General features: G+C 72.8%; 16 protein-coding genes. 10 read left to right on the forward strand and 6 right to left on the reverse strand.

Features of this window, described 5'->3' with window-relative positions; translation table 11 throughout:
* Positions 1–439: 439 nt before the first annotated feature.
* Both C1703_RS27740 and C1703_RS27745 read right to left on the reverse strand, forming a co-directional pair.
* Positions 440–2,311 carry an ABC transporter ATP-binding protein gene (locus C1703_RS27740; RefSeq protein WP_114255391.1) on the reverse strand — a complete coding sequence of 624 codons (1,872 nt, stop codon included), beginning with the start codon at positions 2,309–2,311 and terminating at the stop codon, positions 440–442.
* Positions 2,308–4,119 (reverse strand): ABC transporter ATP-binding protein, encoded by a 1,812-nt coding sequence (locus tag C1703_RS27745; RefSeq protein ID WP_114255392.1) that lies wholly within the window; start codon positions 4,117–4,119, stop codon positions 2,308–2,310. Before C1703_RS27745 ends, C1703_RS27740 begins: the two co-directional genes overlap by 4 nt.
* Positions 4,120–4,383: 264 nt before the next feature.
* On the opposite strand from C1703_RS27745, the gene C1703_RS27750 reads away from it, so the two are divergent.
* Positions 4,384–5,325: an ABC transporter ATP-binding protein gene (locus C1703_RS27750; protein ID WP_198678291.1), complete on the forward strand. Its 942-nt coding sequence runs from the start codon at positions 4,384–4,386 to the stop codon at positions 5,323–5,325.
* A gap of 9 nt (positions 5,326–5,334) precedes the next feature.
* On the opposite strand, the gene glgX is transcribed toward C1703_RS27750, so the two are convergent.
* Positions 5,335–7,587, reverse strand: coding sequence for a glycogen debranching protein GlgX (gene glgX / locus C1703_RS27755; protein WP_114255394.1), 2,253 nt, complete (start codon positions 7,585–7,587; stop codon positions 5,335–5,337).
* A 186-nt stretch (positions 7,588–7,773) separates the two neighbouring features.
* Between glgX and C1703_RS27760 the strand changes: the two genes are divergently transcribed.
* From C1703_RS27760 to C1703_RS27785, 6 genes are all read left to right on the forward strand, one after another.
* The gene (locus C1703_RS27760; RefSeq protein WP_114255395.1) at positions 7,774–9,018 is read left to right on the forward strand and encodes an Ig-like domain-containing protein; all 1,245 of its coding nucleotides are present in this window, start codon (positions 7,774–7,776) and stop codon (positions 9,016–9,018) included.
* 155 nt (positions 9,019–9,173) lie between these two features.
* Positions 9,174–10,406 carry an Ig-like domain-containing protein gene (locus C1703_RS27765; RefSeq protein WP_198678292.1) on the forward strand — a complete coding sequence of 411 codons (1,233 nt, stop codon included), beginning with the start codon at positions 9,174–9,176 and terminating at the stop codon, positions 10,404–10,406.
* Between the two features lie 78 nt (positions 10,407–10,484).
* Positions 10,485–11,252, forward strand: a complete 768-nt coding sequence (locus C1703_RS27770; RefSeq protein ID WP_114255396.1) for an enoyl-CoA hydratase-related protein — start codon at positions 10,485–10,487, stop codon at positions 11,250–11,252.
* A gap of 168 nt (positions 11,253–11,420) precedes the next feature.
* Entirely contained in the window at positions 11,421–12,029 is a 609-nt protein-coding gene (locus C1703_RS27775; protein ID WP_198678293.1) for an ATP-binding protein, read from the forward strand.
* A gap of 91 nt (positions 12,030–12,120) precedes the next feature.
* The gene (locus tag C1703_RS27780) at positions 12,121–13,296 is read left to right on the forward strand and encodes a YncE family protein (RefSeq protein ID WP_114255398.1); all 1,176 of its coding nucleotides are present in this window, start codon (positions 12,121–12,123) and stop codon (positions 13,294–13,296) included.
* 93 nt (positions 13,297–13,389) lie between these two features.
* Positions 13,390–14,013 carry an ADP-ribosyltransferase gene (locus tag C1703_RS27785; RefSeq protein ID WP_114255399.1) on the forward strand — a complete coding sequence of 208 codons (624 nt, stop codon included), beginning with the start codon at positions 13,390–13,392 and terminating at the stop codon, positions 14,011–14,013.
* Here C1703_RS27785 and C1703_RS27790 read toward each other — a convergent pair.
* Positions 13,967–14,638, reverse strand: coding sequence for a GNAT family N-acetyltransferase (locus C1703_RS27790; RefSeq protein ID WP_198678294.1), 672 nt, complete (start codon positions 14,636–14,638; stop codon positions 13,967–13,969). The two genes, C1703_RS27785 and C1703_RS27790, sit on opposite strands and share 47 nt — an antisense overlap.
* Before the next feature lie 49 nt (positions 14,639–14,687).
* Between C1703_RS27790 and C1703_RS27795 the strand changes: the two genes are divergently transcribed.
* Positions 14,688–15,602 carry a MerR family transcriptional regulator gene (locus C1703_RS27795; protein ID WP_114255400.1) on the forward strand — a complete coding sequence of 305 codons (915 nt, stop codon included), beginning with the start codon at positions 14,688–14,690 and terminating at the stop codon, positions 15,600–15,602.
* A gap of 48 nt (positions 15,603–15,650) precedes the next feature.
* Positions 15,651–15,863: an EF-hand domain-containing protein gene (locus C1703_RS27800; protein WP_114255401.1), complete on the forward strand. Its 213-nt coding sequence runs from the start codon at positions 15,651–15,653 to the stop codon at positions 15,861–15,863.
* A gap of 62 nt (positions 15,864–15,925) precedes the next feature.
* On the opposite strand, the gene C1703_RS27805 is transcribed toward C1703_RS27800, so the two are convergent.
* Positions 15,926–16,717 carry an ATP-binding cassette domain-containing protein gene (locus tag C1703_RS27805; RefSeq protein WP_114255402.1) on the reverse strand — a complete coding sequence of 264 codons (792 nt, stop codon included), beginning with the start codon at positions 16,715–16,717 and terminating at the stop codon, positions 15,926–15,928.
* Positions 16,714–18,435 carry a 2-isopropylmalate synthase gene (locus C1703_RS27810; RefSeq protein WP_114255403.1) on the reverse strand — a complete coding sequence of 574 codons (1,722 nt, stop codon included), beginning with the start codon at positions 18,433–18,435 and terminating at the stop codon, positions 16,714–16,716. The genes C1703_RS27805 and C1703_RS27810 overlap by 4 nt, the downstream gene beginning before the upstream one ends.
* Before the next feature lie 197 nt (positions 18,436–18,632).
* Between C1703_RS27810 and C1703_RS27815 the strand changes: the two genes are divergently transcribed.
* Entirely contained in the window at positions 18,633–19,358 is a 726-nt protein-coding gene (locus C1703_RS27815) for an FCD domain-containing protein (protein ID WP_114255404.1), read from the forward strand.
* The last annotated feature ends 11 nt before the right edge of the window (positions 19,359–19,369 follow it).

Raw genomic sequence — 19,369 nt, forward strand, 5'->3', positions numbered from 1 at the left:
GCGACCGCGGCCGGGGCGCGCACCGTGGAGGCGTTCCGGCTCCAGGAGCGACGGACGGCCGCGAGCCGTGACGCCCTGGAGAAGTCCCGCCGTACGCTGGGCCGCGCTGCCCGACGGCATCGAAGGCCTGGGCTGTTCGTCCGCGCGGGTGGCGGACCGGCTAGAGCACGTGGTGGTGCACGGGCGGGCCCGGCCGTATCCCGTTCTCGGGCTGTATCTCGTCGCGGAGCGGGCGGAGGAAGCCCGGTCCGCGGCTCACGAGGTGTGCCGTCGGACGCTGACGGGCCACGCGCTGCATCCGGAGTGGGAGGTGGTCGGCGCTGAACTTCCGGTCACCCCGTCGCCCGACCGGTGGCCGGAGCCCTTACCGCCGGCCTGAGTTCATGAGACCGTCGGACGCGGAATGGCTCACGGAGCCGTGGATCCTGGAGCCGCCGCCCTACGCCAGACTGTCCCGCCACGCCCGGTGAAGGTCCGCGAACCTGCCCGTGCCCGCGATGAGTCCGGCCGGTTCGCCGTCCTCCACGATCCGTCCGCCCTCCATCACGAGGACGCGGTCCGCGATCTCCACGGTCGACAACCGGTGCGCGATGACGACCGCCGTACGGCCCTTCAGCACCGTCGCCATCGCCCGCTGCACCGCACGCTCGCCCGGGATGTCCAGCGAGCTGGTCGCCTCGTCGAGGATCAGCACCGCCGGGTCCGCCAGCAACGCGCGGGCGAACGCGACCAGTTGGCGCTGCCCGGCCGAGATCCGGCCGCCCCGCTTGCGGACGTCCGTGTCGTAGCCGTCGGGCAGGGCGCTGATGAAGTCGTGCGCCCCGATCTCCTTCGCCGCCTGCTCCAGCTCCGCGCGGGTGGCGTCCGGGCGGCCGATCGCGATGTTGTCGGCGACCGTCCCCGAGAAGAGGAACGCCTCCTGCGTCACCATGACCACCCCGCGCCGCAGCTCCGGCACGGCCAGGTCGCGCAGGTCGACGCCGTCCAGCAGCACCCGGCCGTCGGAGGGGTCGTAGAACCGGGCCAGCAGTTTGGCCAGGGTCGACTTGCCGGCGCCCGTGGAGCCGACGACCGCGACCGTCTGCCCGGCGGGGAGCGTGAGGTCGAAGCGGGGCAGCACCTCGCCGCCGGTGCGGTAGCCGAAGCGGACGCCGTCGAAGACGACCTCGCGGCCCGGGTGCTCGCTCTCGAGCGGCGGGAGCTGCCGGGGGTCCGACGGCTCGGGCACGGACGGGGTCTGGGCGAGCAGCCCGGCGATCTTCTCCAGCGAGGCGGCCGCCGACTGCCAGGAGTTGAGGAACATCCCGAGCCGGTCGATGGGGTCGTACAGCCGCCGCAGGTACAGCACCGCCGCCGCCAGCACGCCGAGGGCCAGCGTGCCGTCCGCGACCCGGTAGGCGCCCCACAGCACGATCGCCGCGACCGCCGTGTTGGCGACCAGCCGCGAGCCGGTGACGTAGCGGGCCATCTCCAGCAGGGCGTCGCCGTTGATCCGCTCGTGCCGCCGGTTCAGCGCCCCGAAGTCGGCGTCGTTGGCGGCCTCGCGGCGGAAGGCGCGCACCGGGCGGATGCCGTTCATGGTCTCGACGAACTTGACGATGACGGCCGCGATCGCCGTGGACCGCGCCCGGTACACCCGCCCGGCCCGCCGCTGGTACAGCCGCACCAGCGCGTACAGCGGCACCAGGGACGCCACCGCCACGCCCCCGAGGCCCAGGTCGAGCCAGAGCAGCATCGCCGAGATGTAGACGAAGGACAGGACGACCGTCACGAGCTCCTGGAGGCCCTCGTCCAGCAGTTCGCGCAGCGACTCCACGTCCGTCGTGGAGCGGGAGATGAGCCGGCCCGAGGTGTAGCGCTCGTGGAAGTCGACGCTGAGCGCCTGCGCGTGGCGGAAGATCCGGCCGCGCAGGTCCAGCAGCACGTCCTGGTTGACCCGGGCCGCGGCGGCGATGAACGCCCACTGCAGTCCGCCCGCGGCCAGCGCGCACCCCAGATAGCCGGCGCCGACCGCGATCAGCGGCCCGTGGTCGTGCGCCCGGAACGCCGGTACGGCACGGTCGATGGCGTAGGCGACGAGCAGCGGGCCCGCCTGCACCACCGCCTGCTGGAGCAGCAGCAGGAGCGTCGTGACCGTGACGCGGGCCTTCAGGGGCGCGAGCAGGGAGCGCAGCAGGGCGGCGGTGGCGCCCGGCGGAGTGGGCAGGACATCCTTGTCGAAGGGATCACCCGTGTCGCCGGTCTCGGCGGTGCCGGGGGGCCGGTCGCCCGGTTTGTCGCCGGCCGGTGCGGTGGTGGTGGCCGCCGTCATCGTGCGTCCTCCTGTTCCCCTGACGCTTGCCCCGGCGATGCCCCGGACATCAGGTGCGCGTACTCGGCGTTCGTCCGCAGCAGTTCCTGGTGGGTGCCGACCGCGGCGATCCGGCCGCCGGACAGCAGCGCGACCCGGTCGGCGAGCAGCACCGTGGACGGGCGGTGCGCCACGATCAGGGCCGTCGTGTCCGCGAGGACCTGCCGCAGGGCGGCCTCCACGGCGGCCTCGGTGTGCACGTCCAGGGCCGACAGCGGATCGTCCAGGACGAGGAACTCCGGCTGTCCGACCACGGCCCGCGCGAGCGCGAGGCGCTGCCGCTGCCCGCCGGAGAGGCTGAGGCCCTGCTCGCCCACCCGGGTGTCCGTCCCCTGGGGCAGCGCGTGCGCGAAGTCGGCCTGGGCGACGGCCAGGGCGCGCTCCAGCTCGGCCGGACCGGCGGTGTCGCCGGCGCCCATGAGAACGTTGTCGCCGACGGACGCCGAGAAGAGCGTGGGTTCCTCGAACGCGACGGCGACCTTGGCGCGGAGCGCCTCACGGGACAGGGCGGTGATGTCGACGCCGTCGAGCGTGATACGGCCCGAAGTCGCCTCGTACAGGCGGGGGATGAGCGCTGTCAGGGTGGTCTTGCCGCTGCCGGTCGCGCCGACCAGGGCCATGGATTCGCCCGGGCGGATGTGCAGGTCGATGTCCCGGAGCACGGGCGGGGTGCCGGGTGGGGCGTCCGGGTAGCGGAAGGTGACGCCGGCGAAGCGCAGCCCCTCGTCCCGGGCGGGGGCCACCCCCGGGCCGGCGCCCCGGGTGCTGGACGCCTCCTCGGGTTCCTCGTCCATCACCTCGAAGTACCGCTCCGTCGCCGTCGCCGCCTCCTGGCTCATCGCCAGCAGGAACCCGATCGACTCCACCGGCCAGCGCAGGGCCAGCGCCGTCGACAGGAACGCCACCAGCGTGCCCGCCGACAGCGCCCCGTCGGCGACCTGGACGACCCCCACCACCAGCGCCGCCCCGATCGCCACCTCCGGCAGCGTCACGATGACGCCCCAGATCGTCGCCAGCAGCCGCGCCTTGCGCAGTTCCGTGCCGCGCAGCGTGCGCGACAGCTCCCGGAACGCCCGCGCCTGGCTCCGGTGGCGGCCGAAGCCCTTGATGATGCGGATGCCGAGCACGCTCTCCTCGACGACCGTCGTCAGGTCGCCGACCTGGTCCTGGGCGCGCCGCGCCGCCGCGGCGTAGCGCCTCTCGAAGACCAGGCAGGTGACCATGACGGGCACGGCGGGTCCGAGGATGACCAGCCCCAGCGTCCAGTCCTGGAGCAGCATGATGACCACGCCGACGACGATCGTCACCCCGTTGACCAGCAGGAACGTCAGCGGGAAGGCGAGGAACATACGCAGCAGCATCAGGTCCGTCGTCCCCCGGGACAGCAACTGCCCCGAGGCCCACCGGTCGTGGAAGGACACCGGCAGCCGCTGGAGGTGCCGGTACAGGGCCGCCCGCATCGACGCCTCGACGTGCGACAGCGGACGGGCCACCAGCCAGCGCCTGAGGCCGAACAGCAGGGCTTCCGCGAAGCCGAGCAGCAGCAGGTACAGCGCGCCGAGCCACACCCCGGCCGGGTCCCGGTCGGCGACCGGCCCGTCCACCATCCACTTCAGGACGAGCGGGATCACCAGGCCCGTGCAGGAGGCCAGTATCGCCACGAACGCGGCGGTGAACAGCCGCGCCCGCACGGGCCGCACGTACGGCCACAGGCGCAGCAGCGTGCGCACGACGGAACGGTCCTGGGCGGGGGCGGGTGTCGTGGCCATCAGCAGCGAGCCTACGGATCGCCACTGACACTGCCCACCGAGTTTCCGCCGGACCGCCGTGCGCCCACCGCCGAGTTTCCGCCGGACCGCCGTGCGCCCACCGCAGAGTTTCCCCGGGACCGCCGTGCGCCCGCCTGCCGAGTTCCTCCGGACCGCCGTGCGCCCGCCCGCCGGGTCGCACCCCCCGCATCAACCGATCGGCTGATGCCCGTTCGAGCGTGACGGCCGATGTGGCGCACCCCGCCCTGCCGCGACCCTCGACGTATGCCGACCGCACCCGTCATCGAAGTCACCGAGCTGCGCAAGAGCTACGCCGGACGTCCCGCCGTGGACGGTGTCTCCTTCGCCGTGGAGGAGGGGGAGATCTTCGGGATCCCCGGCCCGAACGGCGCCGGGAAGACCACCACCGTGGAATGCGTCGAAGGGCTGCGCGTACCCGACTCCGGCCGCGTCCGCGTCACCGGCCTCGACCCCGTCGCCGAGCACCAGGCCACCCGCCGCGTGCTCGGCGCGCAGCTCCAGGAGAGCGAGTTGCAGGCCAAGCTCACCGTCCGCGAGGCTCTGGAGCTGTACAGCGCCTTCTACCCGAACCCGCTCGACCGGCGCCCGCTCGCCGAACGCCTGGGCCCCACCGCCAAGTTGACGACCCGGTTCGCCAAGCTCTCCGGCGGCCAGAAGCAGCGGCTGTTCATCGCGCTCGCGCTGGTGGGCAACCCCCGGGCCGTCGTCCTGGACGAGCTGACGACCGGCCTCGACCCGCGCGCCCGCCGGGACACCTGGGAGCTGATCGAGGACATCCGCGCGAACGGCGTGACCGTCCTGCTCGTCACCCACTTCATGGAGGAGGCACAGCGGCTGTGCGACCGGATCGCCGTGATCGACGAGGGCCGGGTGGCCGCCCTGGACACCCCGGCCTGCCTGATCCGCCGCTCGGCGGGTGCCACCGTCATCAGCTTCACGCCGTCCGCCCCGCTGGACGACCGTGACCTGAACGCGCTGCCCGCGCTCGCGTCGGTCGAGTACCGGGACGGCCGCGTCACCCTGTCCGGCACCGACGAGACCGTCAACGCCGTCATCACCCTCCTCGCCCGCGCCCGCGTCACGGCCCACCAGCTCCGGGTCACCGACGCCACGCTGGACGGCGCGTTCCTCGACCTCACGAAGGAAGCAGCGGCATGGTGCCAAGCCCGAGCCCCGGCGCGCTGAAACGATGCCTCAGCCCGCCACCCGCAGCAGCAGCACCGCCCGCGCGGGCACCGTGATCTCCGTCCCCGCCCGGTGCTCCACCCCCGGCGCCTCCCCCTGTTCCTCCAGGCCGGTGTCGACGACGACCTCGTAGCGCTCCGCCCACGGCGGCCCCGGCAGCACGAAGTCCACCGGCTCCTCGCCCGCGTGCAGCACGGCCAGGAAGCTGTCGTCGAGTATCTGGTCGCCGCGCTCGTCCCGGCCCGGGATGTCCCGGCCGGACAGGTACATGGCCAGCGTGGCGGCGGGCGCGTACCAGTCCTGCTCGGTCATCTCCGTGCCCCGGGACGTGAACCAGGCCAGGTCGCGCAGGCCGTCCGCGGTCTGGGCCCGGCCGGAGAAGAAGGCCCGGCGGCGGAGCACCGGATGCCGGTGGCGCAGCGCGATCAGCCGGGAGGTCAGCTCGAACAGGGCCCGCCAGCCGGGGTCCTCCAGCAGGTCCCAGTCCAGCCAGCTGATCTCGTTGTCCTGGCAGTAGGCGTTGTTGTTGCCGCCCTGCGTGCGGCCCAGTTCGTCACCGGCGACCAGCATGGGCACCCCCGTGGACAGCAGCAGCGTGGTCAGCAGGTTCCGCAGCTGCCGGCGCCGCAGGGCGCGCACGCCCTCGTCGTCCGTCTCGCCCTCGGCCCCGCAGTTCCAGGCGCGGTTGTCGTCCGTGCCGTCGCGGTTGCCCTCGCCGTTGGCCTCGTTGTGCTTGCGCTCGTACGACACCAGGTCGCGCAGGGTGAAGCCGTCGTGCGCGGTGATGAAGTTGACCGAGGCGTAGGGCCTGCGGCCGCCCCAGGCGTACAGGTCGCTGGAGCCCGACAGGCGGTAGCCCATCTCGCGGACGTCCGGCAGCGCGTGCCGCCAGAAGTCCCGGACGGCGTTGCGGTACCGGTCGTTCCACTCCGTCCACAGCGGCGGGAACGCCCCCACCTGGTAGCCGCCCGACCCCACGTCCCACGGCTCGGCGATCAGCTTCACCCGCCGCAGCACCGGGTCCTGGGCGATCACCGCCAGGAACGGGGAGAGCATGTCGACGTCGTGCATCGAGCGGGCCAGCGCCGCCGCCAGGTCGAAGCGGAAGCCGTCCACGCCCATCTCCGTCACCCAGTAGCGCAGCGAGTCGGTGATCAGGCGCAGCACCTGCGGCTGGACCACGTGCAGGGTGTTGCCGCAGCCGGTGTAGTCGGCGTACCGGCGGGGGTCGTCCTGGAGGCGGTAGTAGCCGCGGTTGTCGATGCCCTTCAGGGACAGCGTCGGGCCCAGCTCGCCCGCCTCGGCGGTGTGGTTGTAGACCACGTCGAGGATGACCTCGATCCCCGCCGCGTGCAGGGCGCGCACCATCCGCTTGAACTCGCCGACCTGCTGCCCGGTCGTGCCGGAGGCCGCGTAGGCCGCGTGCGGGGCGAAGTAGCCGATGGAGTTGTAGCCCCAGTAGTTCCGCAGGCCTCTGCGCAGCAGGTGGTCCTCGTGCGCGAACTGGTGCACCGGCAGCAGCTCCACCGCCGTCACGCCCAGCTTCACCAGGTGCTCTATGGCCGCCGGGTGCGCGAGACCGGCGTACGTGCCGCGCAGCTCCTCGGGGATGCCCGGGTGCCGCTGGGTGAAGCCCTTGACGTGCAGCTCGTAGATGACCGAGTCCGCCCAGGGCGTCTTCGGCCGGCGGTCGTCGGCCCAGTCGTCGTCATCGTGGACGACGACGCCCTTCGGGACGTACGGCGCCGAGTCCCGGTCGTCGCGCACGGTGTCGGCGACGTGCTGCTGCGGCCAGTCGCGGACGTGCCCGTACACCTCCGGCGGCAGCGTGAAGTCGCCGTCCACGGCACGCGCGTACGGGTCGAGGAGCAGCTTCGCCGGGTTCCAGCGGGCGCCCGTCCAGGGGTCCCAGCGGCCGTGCACCCGGTAGCCGTAGCGCTGCCCGGGCAGCACGCCCGGGACGAAGCCGTGCCAGATCTCGTGGGTCAGCTCGGCGAGCCGGACCCGTGACTCCTTGCCCGCCTCGTCGAAGAGGCACAGCTCGACGCCCTCGGCCCCGCCCGCCCACAACGCGAAATTGGTCCCGGCCACCCCGTCCGGACCGACCCGGAACCGGGCGCCCAGCGGGGTCGGCGCGCCCGGCCGGGCGGGCACCGTGGGCGGCGGCGAGGCCCGCCGCGTGCCGTTCGTGGCGGCGGCCTGGCGCCCGTTCCCGGTGGCCTGAGGACCGGCCACCGCCTCCTGCTCGGCTGCGCTGGACACCTGTCAGCCTCCCGCGGCTCGTGGGACGACGGGGGACAGAGGGGTGCGGCCCTGCTGCGGCCCGGTCCGCGGCTCCCCTGCGCGTCGTCCTCCCCACTGTTCTGCCCAGAGGGTGGGTCGCACTCACGTTTCCCCGGGGGCGGGCATGGTCGTTTCCCGGGGCCGCGGCCGGTCGTTGGGCACCTCGTGAGGCACGTACAAGGGCGCGCGCGGCGCGCGAGGGCCGCGCTGGCCGCCGTAGTGACATGGGCAGGGCTCCTCGCCGGGGCCACGGGCTGTACCTCGGACGACGCGGGCGGGATCGCCGGGGCGTTCGGCGCGCCCCCGGCGCCCGAGGACGTCATCAAGGTCTCGCCCGGCGACGGCAGCAAGGGCGTGCGCCCCGGGAGGAAGCTGCGGGTGCGCGTGCCCGACGGCCGGCTGGAGTCGGTGAAGGTCGTCAGGTCACAGGACGCCCAGGAGTCCCCCGTGCCCGGGCGGATCTCCGCCGACGGCCTGACCTGGGAGCCCGTGGAGGAGCGGCTGGCGCTGGCCGCCGAGTACACGGTCGACGCGGTCGCCGTGGGCGGCGACGGACGCCGCTCGGCCCGCCACACCACCTTCACGACGTACGTCCCCGAGGAGCGCTTCATCGGCTACGTCGCCCCGGAGGACCGCGCCACGGTCGGCACCGGCATGATCGTCTCTCTGGAGTTCAACCGGGAGATCAGGCACCGCGCCGCCGTCGAACGCGCGGTGCGGGTCACCGCCCGCCCGGCCGTCGAGATCCGCCCGCACTGGTTCGGCCGGACCCGCCTCGACTTCCGACCCGAGCACTACTGGAAGCCCGGAACCCAGGTCACCGTCTCCCTGCGCCTGCGGGACGTCGAGGGGGCGCCCGGGGTCTACGGCCTGCAGCACAAGACGTTCTCCTTCACCGTCGGCCGTAGCCAGGTCTCCGTCGTCGACGCCGCCCGGCACTCCATGGAGGTGCGCCGCGACGGCGAGCCCCTCGCCACCGTGCCGATCACCGCCGGCGCCCCGAAGACCACCACCTACAACGGCAAGATGGTGGTGACCGAGATGCTCGAGGTCACCCGGATGAACGGCGCCACGGTCGGCTTCAAGAAGCGCGACGGCAAGGGCGAGTACGACATCCCGGACGTCCCGCACGCCATGCGCCTGACCGACTCCGGCACCTTCCTGCACGGCAACTACTGGGCGCCCGCCACCGTCTTCGGCCGCACCAACGTCAGCCACGGCTGCGTCGGACTGCGCGATGTGAAGGGCGGCGGCTCCGACACCCCGGCCGGCTGGTTCTTCGACCGCAGCCTCATCGGGGACGTCGTCGAGGTCGTCAACAGCAATGACAAAAAGGTCGCTCCCGACAACGGGCTCGGAGGCTGGAATATGGGCTGGAATGCATGGAAGGCGGGCAGTGCGGTGAAGTAGCCCGACAGAGGGGTGGGTTGACCTGGCATTCCGTTGGGACCGAACAGTGACAATCGCGGGCCGCCTGCGCCCCGCACCCTGTGGTTACTATTCGCCGGTGCGCGGGGGACGCGCAGGGGTGCGGGCCTGACCAGGCCCGGGGAGGGGAGAACAACGTGAACGGGCGACCGATATCGGGGGCGTCGGTTGGGGGCGGGAAGGGACTGCTCGCGCTGATCCTGGGCGTGCTTCTGTTCGCCGTCACGGCGTGCGGCGGCGGGGGGACCGGTTCCGGTTCCGGCGCGGGCGAGGGCAAGGGCAAGGACGCGGACACCGCGCAGAGCAAGCAGTCCGAGGCCGTCGTCAGCATCACCCCCAAGGACGGCGCCAAGTCCGTCGACACCAGCGGCGCGCTGAAGGTCACCGCCGCCAAGGGCAAGCTGACCGAGGTCGAGGTCAAGGACGGCGAGGGCAGGAAGGTCGACGGCGAGATATCCGGCGACGGCGCCAGCTGGACGCCGTCCACCCACCTGTCCGCCGCCACGAAGTACACGGTGCACGCGGTCGCCAAGGACGCCGAGGGCCGCACGGCCGCGGAGGACGCCGGCTTCACGACGCTGACGCCGAAGAACACCTTCATCGGCACCTTCACCCCCGAGGACGGCTCCAAGGTCGGCGTCGGCATGCCGTTCTCGATCCGCTTCTCCCGGGGCATCACCAGCCCGGAGGCCGTCGAGAAGGCCATCCGCATCAGGACCGAGCCGGCCGTCGACGTCGAGGGCCACTGGTTCGGCAACGACCGCCTGGACTTCCGCCCCGAGAAGTACTGGAAGCCCGGCACCAAGGTGACCGTCGACCTGAACCTCGACGGCGTCGAGGGCCGCCCCGGGGTCTACGGCGAGCAGGACAAGACCATCGACTTCACCATCGGCCGCAACCAGGTCTCCGTCGTCGACGCCAAGAAGCTGACGATGAAGGTCATGCGGGACGGCAAGCTCTTCAAGACCATCCCGGTCACCACCGGCAAGCCCGGCATGGAGACCTGGAACGGCCAGATGGTCATCAGCGAGATGCTCACAGTGACCCGGATGAACGGCGAGACCGTCGGCTACGGCGGCGAGTACGACATCAAGGACGTCCCGCACGCCATCCGGCTGACGACCTCCGGCACGTTCCTGCACGGCAACTACTGGGCGAGCGGCGCCTTCGGCAACTACAACGCCAGCCACGGCTGCATCGGCCTGCGCGATGTGCGCGGCGGCTGGGACAAGAACGCGCCGGCCGCGTGGTTCTTCAACCACTCGATGATCGGTGACGTGGTGGTCGTCAAGAACTCCGAGGACCGGATCGTCGACCCGGACAACGGGCTCAACGGCTGGAACATGTCGTGGGAGAAGTGGAAGAAGTAGCACCCCGCTGACGGCAGGGCCCCGGTGTGACGGACCGCACCGGGGCCCTTCCCGTTAGCCCCCGTTAACCTGCTCCCTATGACCGTCTCTCTCGAAGTCGCCGAAGGCGTCGGCACGCTCCGTCTCGACCGCCCGCCCATGAACGCGCTGGACATCGCCACGCAGGACCGGCTGAAGGAACTCGCCGACGAGGCCGCGCGCCGCGCGGACGTGCGGGCCGTGGTGGTCTACGGCGGGGAGAAGGTGTTCGCGGCCGGCGCGGACATCAAGGAGATGCAGGCGATGGACCACACCGCGATGGTCCTGCGCGCCCGCGCCCTCCAGGACTCCTTCACGGCGGTGGCCCGGATCCCCAAGCCGGTCGTCGCGGCCGTGACGGGCTACGCGCTGGGCGGCGGCTGCGAGCTGGCGCTGTGCGCGGACTACCGCATCGCCGCCGAGAACGCCAAGCTCGGCCAGCCGGAGATCCTGCTCGGCCTGATCCCCGGCGCGGGCGGCACCCAGCGCCTGGCCCGCCTGGTCGGCCCCGCCAAGGCCAAGGACCTGATCTTCACCGGCCGCATGGTCAAGGCCGACGAGGCCGAGAGGATCGGTCTGGTCGACCGGGTCGTGCCCGCCGACGAGGTGTACGCGCAGGCGCACGCCTGGGCCGCGAAGCTGGCGCAGGGCCCCGCCCTCGCGCTGCGCGCCGCGAAGGAGGCCGTCGACACGGGCCTGGAGACGGACATCGACACGGGCCTGGCGATCGAACGGAACTGGTTCGCGGGCCTGTTCGCCACCGAGGACCGCGAGCGCGGGATGCGCAGCTTCGTGGAGGAGGGGCCGGGCAAGGCGAAGTTCCTCTGAACCTCCCTCCAGGGGCTTGCCATTGACGCGGTGTCTGATCCGGGTCCCTCGAAGGGGCGGTTTATGGCAGCCTTAAGGCAGCCTTAAGCGTGGTCGGCCGAGGGAGTCCGTCGATTGCCCCGAAACGGTTCGTTCCAGCAGGTCGGAGGGGGTGCGGACGACTCCGAAGTGCCGTTGGCATATGACGGTGGACCGTCGGTCCGCGGGCCGTGCCCGGGGGCGTATTCCCCGGGAACGGCCCCGTCGGGCGCTCCCGGCGGCCATGATGGGGGCATGGCGGGGCTGGAGGGTATGGAACAGCCGCGGGGAGACGCACATGCGGCCGCGGCGCGCTGGTCGCCGACCGTCGAGGACGAACACGCGCTGAAGGCGCTGGAGTTGTACGGCAACCCGACGGAGGCAGAGGTCCCGCTGCCGTCCCGCCCCGAGTCCGCGGCCACCGCCAGACGCCTCACCCAGGTCGTGGTCCTGCGCCACTGGGGGCTCACCCCCAAGACCACGGAGGACGCGGTCCTCCTCGTCTCCGAACTGGTCGGCAACGCCGTACGCCACACCGGCGCCCGCGTCTTCGGGCTGCGCCTGCACCGGCGCCGCGGCTGGATCCGCGTCGAGGTCCGCGACCCCTCCCGCGGGCTGCCGTGCCTGATGCCGGTGCAGGAGCTGGACGTCAGCGGCCGGGGCCTGTTCCTCGTCGACAAGCTGGCGGACCGCTGGGGCGTCGACCTGCTGCCCCGGGGGAAGACCACGTGGTTCGAGATGCGGGTCGGCGACCGCTGAGAGCCGGGGCCGGCTGTCCGCGCGGCGGCTCACCCGGCCGCCGATCGGGCGAATAGCCCGTTTCCAGGTGACACACACCTTAAATGGTGGAATGCACCGTCACCTCATCAAGAGTGCCCTGGTCACGGGTGCCGCCCTCGCCGTCCTCGCCGCCTGCGGCACGGGCGGGGAGCGGGCCTCCGAGGCGCGCGGCACCAAGGCCGCCGTACCCGCCCCGCCCGAGAAGAAGCCCGTCGAGGGCCTGCCCGGCATGCCGCCCGTCCTCGACCCCGAGGACGTGTACGCGGCCGACCGCCCGAACAAGCTGTCCCCGGTGGTCAAGGACTTCCCGTCCCGCGTCTACGTGCCCAACACCGAGTCCGACACGGTCTCCGTCATCGACCCGAAGACGTACGAGATCATCGAGACGATCCCCGTGGGCCGGCAGCCCCAGCACGTCGTGCCCTCCTGGGACCTGAAGACGCTCTGGGTCAACAACAACCGCGGCCACACCCTCACCCCCATCGACCCCAAGACCGGCAAGGCGGGCAAGGAGGTCGAGGTCCACGACCCGTACAACCTCTACTTCACGCCCAACGGCAGGTACGCCGTCGTCATGGCCTCCCTCGACCGGGAGCTGGTCTTCCGCGACCCGCACACCATGGAGCGCAAGAAGACCGTCCCGGTCTCCTGCTACGGCGTCAACCACGCCGACTTCTCCCTCGACGGCCGCTACTTCATCGTCTCCTGCGAGTTCAGCGGCGAACTGCTCAAGGTCGACACCGAGAAGATGAAGGTCGTCGGACAGCAGCGGCTGCCGTTCGAGGGCGCCATGCCGCAGGACGTGAAGGTCTCGCCCGACGGCAAGAAGTTCTACATCGCCGACATGATGGCCCACGGCATGTGGGTCCTGGACGGCGACACGTTCACCGAGCCCACCCTGCTGCCCACCGGCAAGGGCTGCCACGGCCTGTACGTCAGCCGCGACTCCCGCGAGATGTACGTGTCCAACCGCGGCGAGGGCACGATCTCCGTCTTCGACTTCACCCAGGACAAGCTGACCAAGAAGTGGGAGCTGCCCGACGGCGGCAGCCCCGACATGGGCGGCGTCTCCGCCGACGGCAAGGTGCTCTGGCTCTCCGGCCGCTACGACGCCGAGGTGTACGCCATCGACACCCGCACCGGCACCCAGCTCGCCCGCATCCCCGTCGGCAGCGGCCCGCACGGCCTCGCGGTCTACCCGCAGCCCGGCCGCTACTCGCTCGGCCACACCGGCATCTTCCGGTGACGCCCATCGGCCCTCCACGCGCCAGCAGTTGACACGCCCCTGATCGGGTGAGGGTCCCCGGCCCGCCGCAGCGGAACCGCGATCGTGCCCTGCATGATCACTCTTCGTCTGCGGCGGCGCACCACCGCCGCCGCCCTCTGCTTCACCGCCGTCCTCACGACCACGGCCGCCGCGCCCGCCCAGGCACCGGCCAAGCCGACGGCCCCCGCCAAGCCCGCGGCCCCCGCGCCGGCCGCCTGTCCCGTCCAGTTCGACGACGCGATCAAGGCCGCCGCCGACCGCCGTGTCGACGTCGACCGCATCACCCCCGACCCGTCCTGGCGGACCACCTGCGGCACGCTCTACCGCGCCGACGGCCGCGGCCCCTCCGTCGTCTTCGAGCAGGGCTTCCACCCCAAGGACGTCGTCAACGGCCAGTACGACCTGGAGAAGTACGTCCTGGTCAACCAGCCGTCCCCGTACGTGTCCACGACGTACGACCACGACCTCTACAAGAAGTGGAAGTCCGCCTTCAACTACTACGTCGACGCCCCGGGCGGCATCGACGTGAACAAGACCATCGGCGACACCCACAAATGGGCCGACCAGCAGGAGGTCGCCTTCCCCGGCGGCATCGCCCGGCAGTACATCATCGGCGTCTGCCCGGTGGACAAGCGGACCAGGACCGAGATCATGAGCGAGTGCGAGAGCAACCCGCACTACGAGCCGTGGCACTGAGCAGCACCTCCGAGCCCACGGGCCGGTAACCGGCCGCCTGGAACGCCCGCAGCCCACGGGCGTTCCCGGCGGCCACCTGTGCCCACACGGGCGCCCCGCCGACCAGGTGCCGCGCCGACTCCACCAGCCGCCGGCCCAGCCCCCGCCGCCGCGCCCCCTCCTCGACGTCGACCGCGACCTCCCACCGGCCGGCCACCCCGCGGCCCAGGGCGAGCACCCCGCCGTCCGCCTCCCACACCCGCACCTCGTCACGCCGTCCGCGCGCGGAGAGCACCCGCGGATGGCGGGAGCCCTCCGTCTCCGTCAGCCGGACCGGCGGTTCCCCGGGCAGCGCGGCGCCGGTCAGCAGCACGTCGACGGTGTCCGACGTACGCCCCGTCCGGTCCATGAGGGCCGTCAGGAAGCGGGCGTTCATCGTGGCCGCGAGCCGGTCGCAGTCGGTGTCGGTCAGCGACCCGCGCACCCAGTCAGGATCCTCGTCGGTGAAGACGACCGAGTGCGCCGTGAAGGCGAGGACGCCCGCGTCCCGGGCCGAGGGCTGCGGCACGATCGTCGTACCGCCGTCGGCCGGCGGGAAGACGCCCCGCGCCGCCGCGTCGAGAATGTCCCGCAGCGTGTCCGCCACCGGCCCGCTCCTTGAGTCTCCGCCCGCTGGAAGGTCCAGACTCCCAGACATGACCGACGACGGCACCGGACTGCTCACCATCGGCGCACTGGCCCGGGCCACCGGACTGACCGTGCGCACCATCCGCTACTGGTCCGACGAGGGCGCCCTGCCCCCGGTGGCCCGGTCCGAGGGCGGCTACCGGCTGTACGACGCCGCCTCCGTGGCCCGGCTGGAGCTGATCCGGACGCTGCGCGAGCTCGGCCTGGGCCTCGCGGACGTCCGCCGGGTGCTGGCCGGCGAGACGACCGTCGCGCGGGTCGCGGCCGCGCACGTGGTCGCGCTGGACGCGCAGATCAGGTCCCTGAAGGTGACGCGTGCGGTGCTGTCGACGGTCGCGAAGCGGGGTTCCGACGCGGAGGAGATGACGGTGGTCAACAAACTGGCACGACTGTCGGCGGCCGAGCGGCGGCGCATCCTGGAGGAGTTCGTGGACGAGGTGTTCCACGGGCTGGACACGGCGGACCCGGTGATCCGCGAACGCATGCGGAACACCGCCGCCGACCTGCCCGAGGAGCCCACGCCCGAGCAGGTGGACGCCTGGCTGGAACTGGCCGAGATGCTCCAGGACCCCGGCTTCCGGGCCGAGATGCGCAAGGTCGCCGAGTTCAACGCGGCGGACCACGGCCACACCACGCCCGCCGGGGCGTCCCTGTGGTTCTCCCGCCGGCTCGTCCAGCTGGGAGCCTCGGCCCGCGAGCGCGGCATCGCCCCCGACTCGCCCGAGGCGGCCGAGGTGCTGCGCGAGCTGCTGGGCGGTGCCGACCCCGCGACCGTGCTGGAACGGCTGCGGTCGCACGCCACCGACCGGGTCGCCCGCTACCGGGAGTTGATGGCCGTCGTGAACGGGTCCGGGCCACAGGCGGCGTACCGCGAGGAGTTCGCCTGGGTGGTCGCCGCGCTGGAGGTCCGGGCGGGCGGTTAATCTGACCTGCGTCAGTACGACGTACAGCACGAGATGAGGGGCGGATCGGTGGCGGACATCGAGGAAGCACGCAAGCAGTTCGAGCGGATCGATACGGACGGTGACGGATTCATCACCGCTGCCGAGTTCAAGACCGCCCTGGCCCGGTCGGGCGACTGGAACGTCACCGAGTCGGTCGCCGAGGTCGTCATCAAGGCCCGCGACCTCGACGGCGACAAGAAGCTGAGCTTCGACGAGTTCTGGGCCTACCTGAACAAGTAAGCCGCCGGGGACGCCCGCACCTGCACGAAGGGGCCCGGTCCACGAACGGACCGGGCCCCTCGTCATGCCCGGCGGGCCGTGCGCACACTCCACCGGCCCTCGCGCCGCTCCAGCGCCAGCGGCAGGTCGAAGCACTTGCCCAGCCGGTCGGCCGTGAGCACCTCGCCCACCGGGCCGCCCGCGAGCGGACGGCCCTCGCGCAGCAGCAGGGCGTGCGTGGTGTGGACCGGCAGCTCCTCCAGGTGATGGGTGACCAGGACCGTGGCGAGACGCGGATGCTCCCTGCGCAGGTCCTCCAGCGCCCCGAGCAACTGCTCCCGGCCCGGCAGGTCCAGCCCGGTCGCCGGCTCGTCGAGCAGCAGCAGCCGGGGTTCCGGCATCAGGGCCCGGGCGATCAGGGCCCGGCCGCGCTGCCCCTGCGAGAGCGTGGGCCAACGCGCCTCGGCGTGCTCGGCCAGCCCCAGCGTCCCGATCAGCCGCTCGGCCCGCTCGGCCTGCCCGGGCGCCGGACGCCACCGGGGCAGCGGCTCCACCGAGTTGGTCAGGCCGGTCAGCACCACGTCCCGCACCCGCAGCGGCGAGGCGAGCGGATGCCGGGGATCGACATGCCCCACGTGGGCCCGCAGCTCCCGCAGGTCGACCCGGCCCAGCCGGTGACCCAGCACCTCCACGGTGCCCCGGGTGGGATGGACCAGCGCGCCCAGCAGCCGGAGCAGCGTGGACTTGCCCGCGCCGTTGGCCCCCAGCAGCGCCCAGTGCTCCCCGGCCCGGACGGTCAGGGACACCTCCGCCAGGATCGGCCGGCCGTCGCGCACGACCTCGACGTCCTCGGCCCGCAGGACGATCCCCGTCACCGCAGCGCCCTGTTCACCGCGGCCAGCACCGCCCGCACGGACGCGGCCAGGGCCGAGGCGTCCCGGCCCGCGCCCCAGCACGTCGCGGAGCCGACCCGGCACTCGGCGAACACGTCCGTGCCCTCGTCACCGGCCCGCTCGCAGAAGTCCAGGACCTCCACGGCGATCCCGGCCCCCGCCAGCGCGTCCACGAACGCGGAGACGGGGCCGGCGCCCGTGCCCTCGTAGTCGCCGGTGCGCTCGCCGGTCCGCAGGGTGCACACGAAGCGGTGCCCGCCCGTGGCCCCGTCCCGGTGCACGGACCAGGCGTCCAGCGCCACCTCCCCGTCCTCCACCGCGTACGTCGCCCGGAACAGCGCGTACAGCTCCTTCGCCGTCATCTCCCGCCCGCTGTCGTCCGTCGCACGCTGCACCGCCCGGGAGAAGTCCGGCCGCATGCGCGCCGGGAGGTCCACGCCGTGCGCGGTGCGCAGCAGATAGGCCGCGCCGCCTTTGCCCGACTGCGAGTTCACCCGGATCACCGCCTCGTAGGAGCGGCCCACGTCCGCCGGGTCGATCGGCAGGTACGGCACCGACCAGGGCGCCCGCCCCTCCGGCACCCCCAGCTCCCGCGCCCGCTCGGCGTGCCGGGCCAGGCCCTTGCCGATGGCGTCCTGGTGGGTGCCCGAAAAGGCCGTGTGGACCAGCTCCCCGGCATACGGATGGCGCGGGTGCACGGGCAGCCGGTTGCAGTGCTCGACCGTCTCCCGTACGGCGTCGAGGTCCCGGAAGTCGAGCATCGGGTCGACCCCCTGCGCGTACAGGTTCAGCGCGAGGGTCACCAGGTCGACGTTGCCGGTGCGCTCCCCGTTGCCGAACAGGCAGCCCTCCACCCGCTGGGCACCGGCCAGCACGGCCAGTTCGGCGCAGGCGACACCGGTGCCGCGGTCGTTGTGCGGGTGCACGGAGAGGATCACGCTGTCGCGGCGGGACAGATTCCGGTGGACGTACTCGATCTGGTCGGCGTAGACGTTCGGCGTCGCGATCTCCACCGTCGCGGGCAGGTTGTGGGTGACCGGCCGGTCGGGGCTCGCGTCCCACAACTCGCTCAGCCCGTCGCACAGTTCGAGCACGAAGTCCGGCTCGGTCAGGTTGAAGGTCTCCGGGGAGAACTGGAAACGGACGTACGAGGAGCGGTCCGCGCGGCGGGCCATGTGCTCGGCGGCCTCCCGCACGGTCCGCCACACCGCCGCCCGGTCCCGCCCCAGGACGACCTCCCGCCACACCGGCGAGGTCGCGATGTACAGGTGGACGACGGCCCTCGGCAGCCCCTCGATCGCCTCGAAGGTGCGGTCGATCAGATCGTGGCGGGCCGGGGTGAACACCACGGGCGTGACGTCGTCCGGTACGGCGCCGCTGGTCACCAGGTGCCGGACGAAGTCGAAGTCGGTGCGGCTGGCCGACGGGTAGCCGACCTCGATCTCCTTGAAGCCCACGCCGGTCAGCAGGTCGAAGAAGCGGCGCTTGCGGGGCGTGTCCATCGGTTCGGCGAGGGCCTGGTTGCCGTCGCGCAGGTCGACGGGGACCCAGAGGGGAGCGCGCTCGATCCGGGCGGCGGGCCAGGCGCGGCCGGCGGCGGGGACGTGCACGCGCTCCTGGAAGGGGCGGTAGCGGTGGTACGGCATGGGGCCCGGGCGCTGGGGGTTCCAGGCCGGGGCGGGGGTGGTGGTCGTGGTCATCGTCGGCTGTGGCCTTCGGCTCGGTCGGACGGTGACCGGCAGCACGGCGCCCCGCGGCGGGGTGCCGGTCGCGTCAGGCCCCGCCGCGGCAGCCGAGGAGAAGGAGACCGCGCAGCGTCACGCGCAGTACGCTAACCACTGCTCAGGTCCTCAGACAAGTGGAATCCCCTCTCTCCTCAGACAAGTTGGTGAACCCCATGCCGCTAGGTGCCGTCCGCCCCAGCCCCCTGGTCGAGCAGGCCGCCGCCCGGCTGCGCGAGCAGATCACCGGCGGCCACTGGCCGGTCGGCACCAAACTGCCCGGCGAGACGACCCTGGCGAAGGAACTGGGAGTCGGCCGCTCCACCGTCCGCGAGGCGCTGCGCGCGCTCACCGGTGCCGGACTGGTACGGCCCCGCCAGGGCGCCGGCGTCTTCGTCATCGCCACCGAGCCGGTCGAGGACTGGCCCACCCGGCTGCGCCGGGCCGCCGTCACCGACGTCTACGAGGTCCGGATGGCGGTCGAGGTGCACGCGGCCCGGCTGGCCGCGCGCCGCCGCGCGCCGGAGGACGTCACGGCACTGTGGGCGGCCCTCCGGGCCCGCCGGGCCGCCGGCCCTCTCGACGACGCCGCCTTCGTCGACGCGGACATCGCCTTCCACGCCGCCGTGGTCGCCGCCGCCCACAACCCCGTGCTCGCCGACCTGTTCACCGAGTTCACGCCCGTCCTGCGGGAGGGCCTGATCGACCTGCTCTCTCTGACCGGCCTGCGCGCCCACGACCCGGACACCGGCGACGAGGCCCACGAGGCGCTCGTCCGGGCGGTGGCGGACGGGGACGCGGAGGGCGCGGCGGAGGTGCTGCGCGCGGAGCTGGAGGACCCGTTCGCACCCGCCCGGGACCCGGAACAGCCCGTCCGCCCCGGAGGTCGCCCTGGGCACTGAGGCTCCGCGAG

Source organism: Streptomyces sp. Go-475 (assembly GCF_003330845.1).
Classification (GTDB): domain Bacteria; phylum Actinomycetota; class Actinomycetes; order Streptomycetales; family Streptomycetaceae; genus Streptomyces.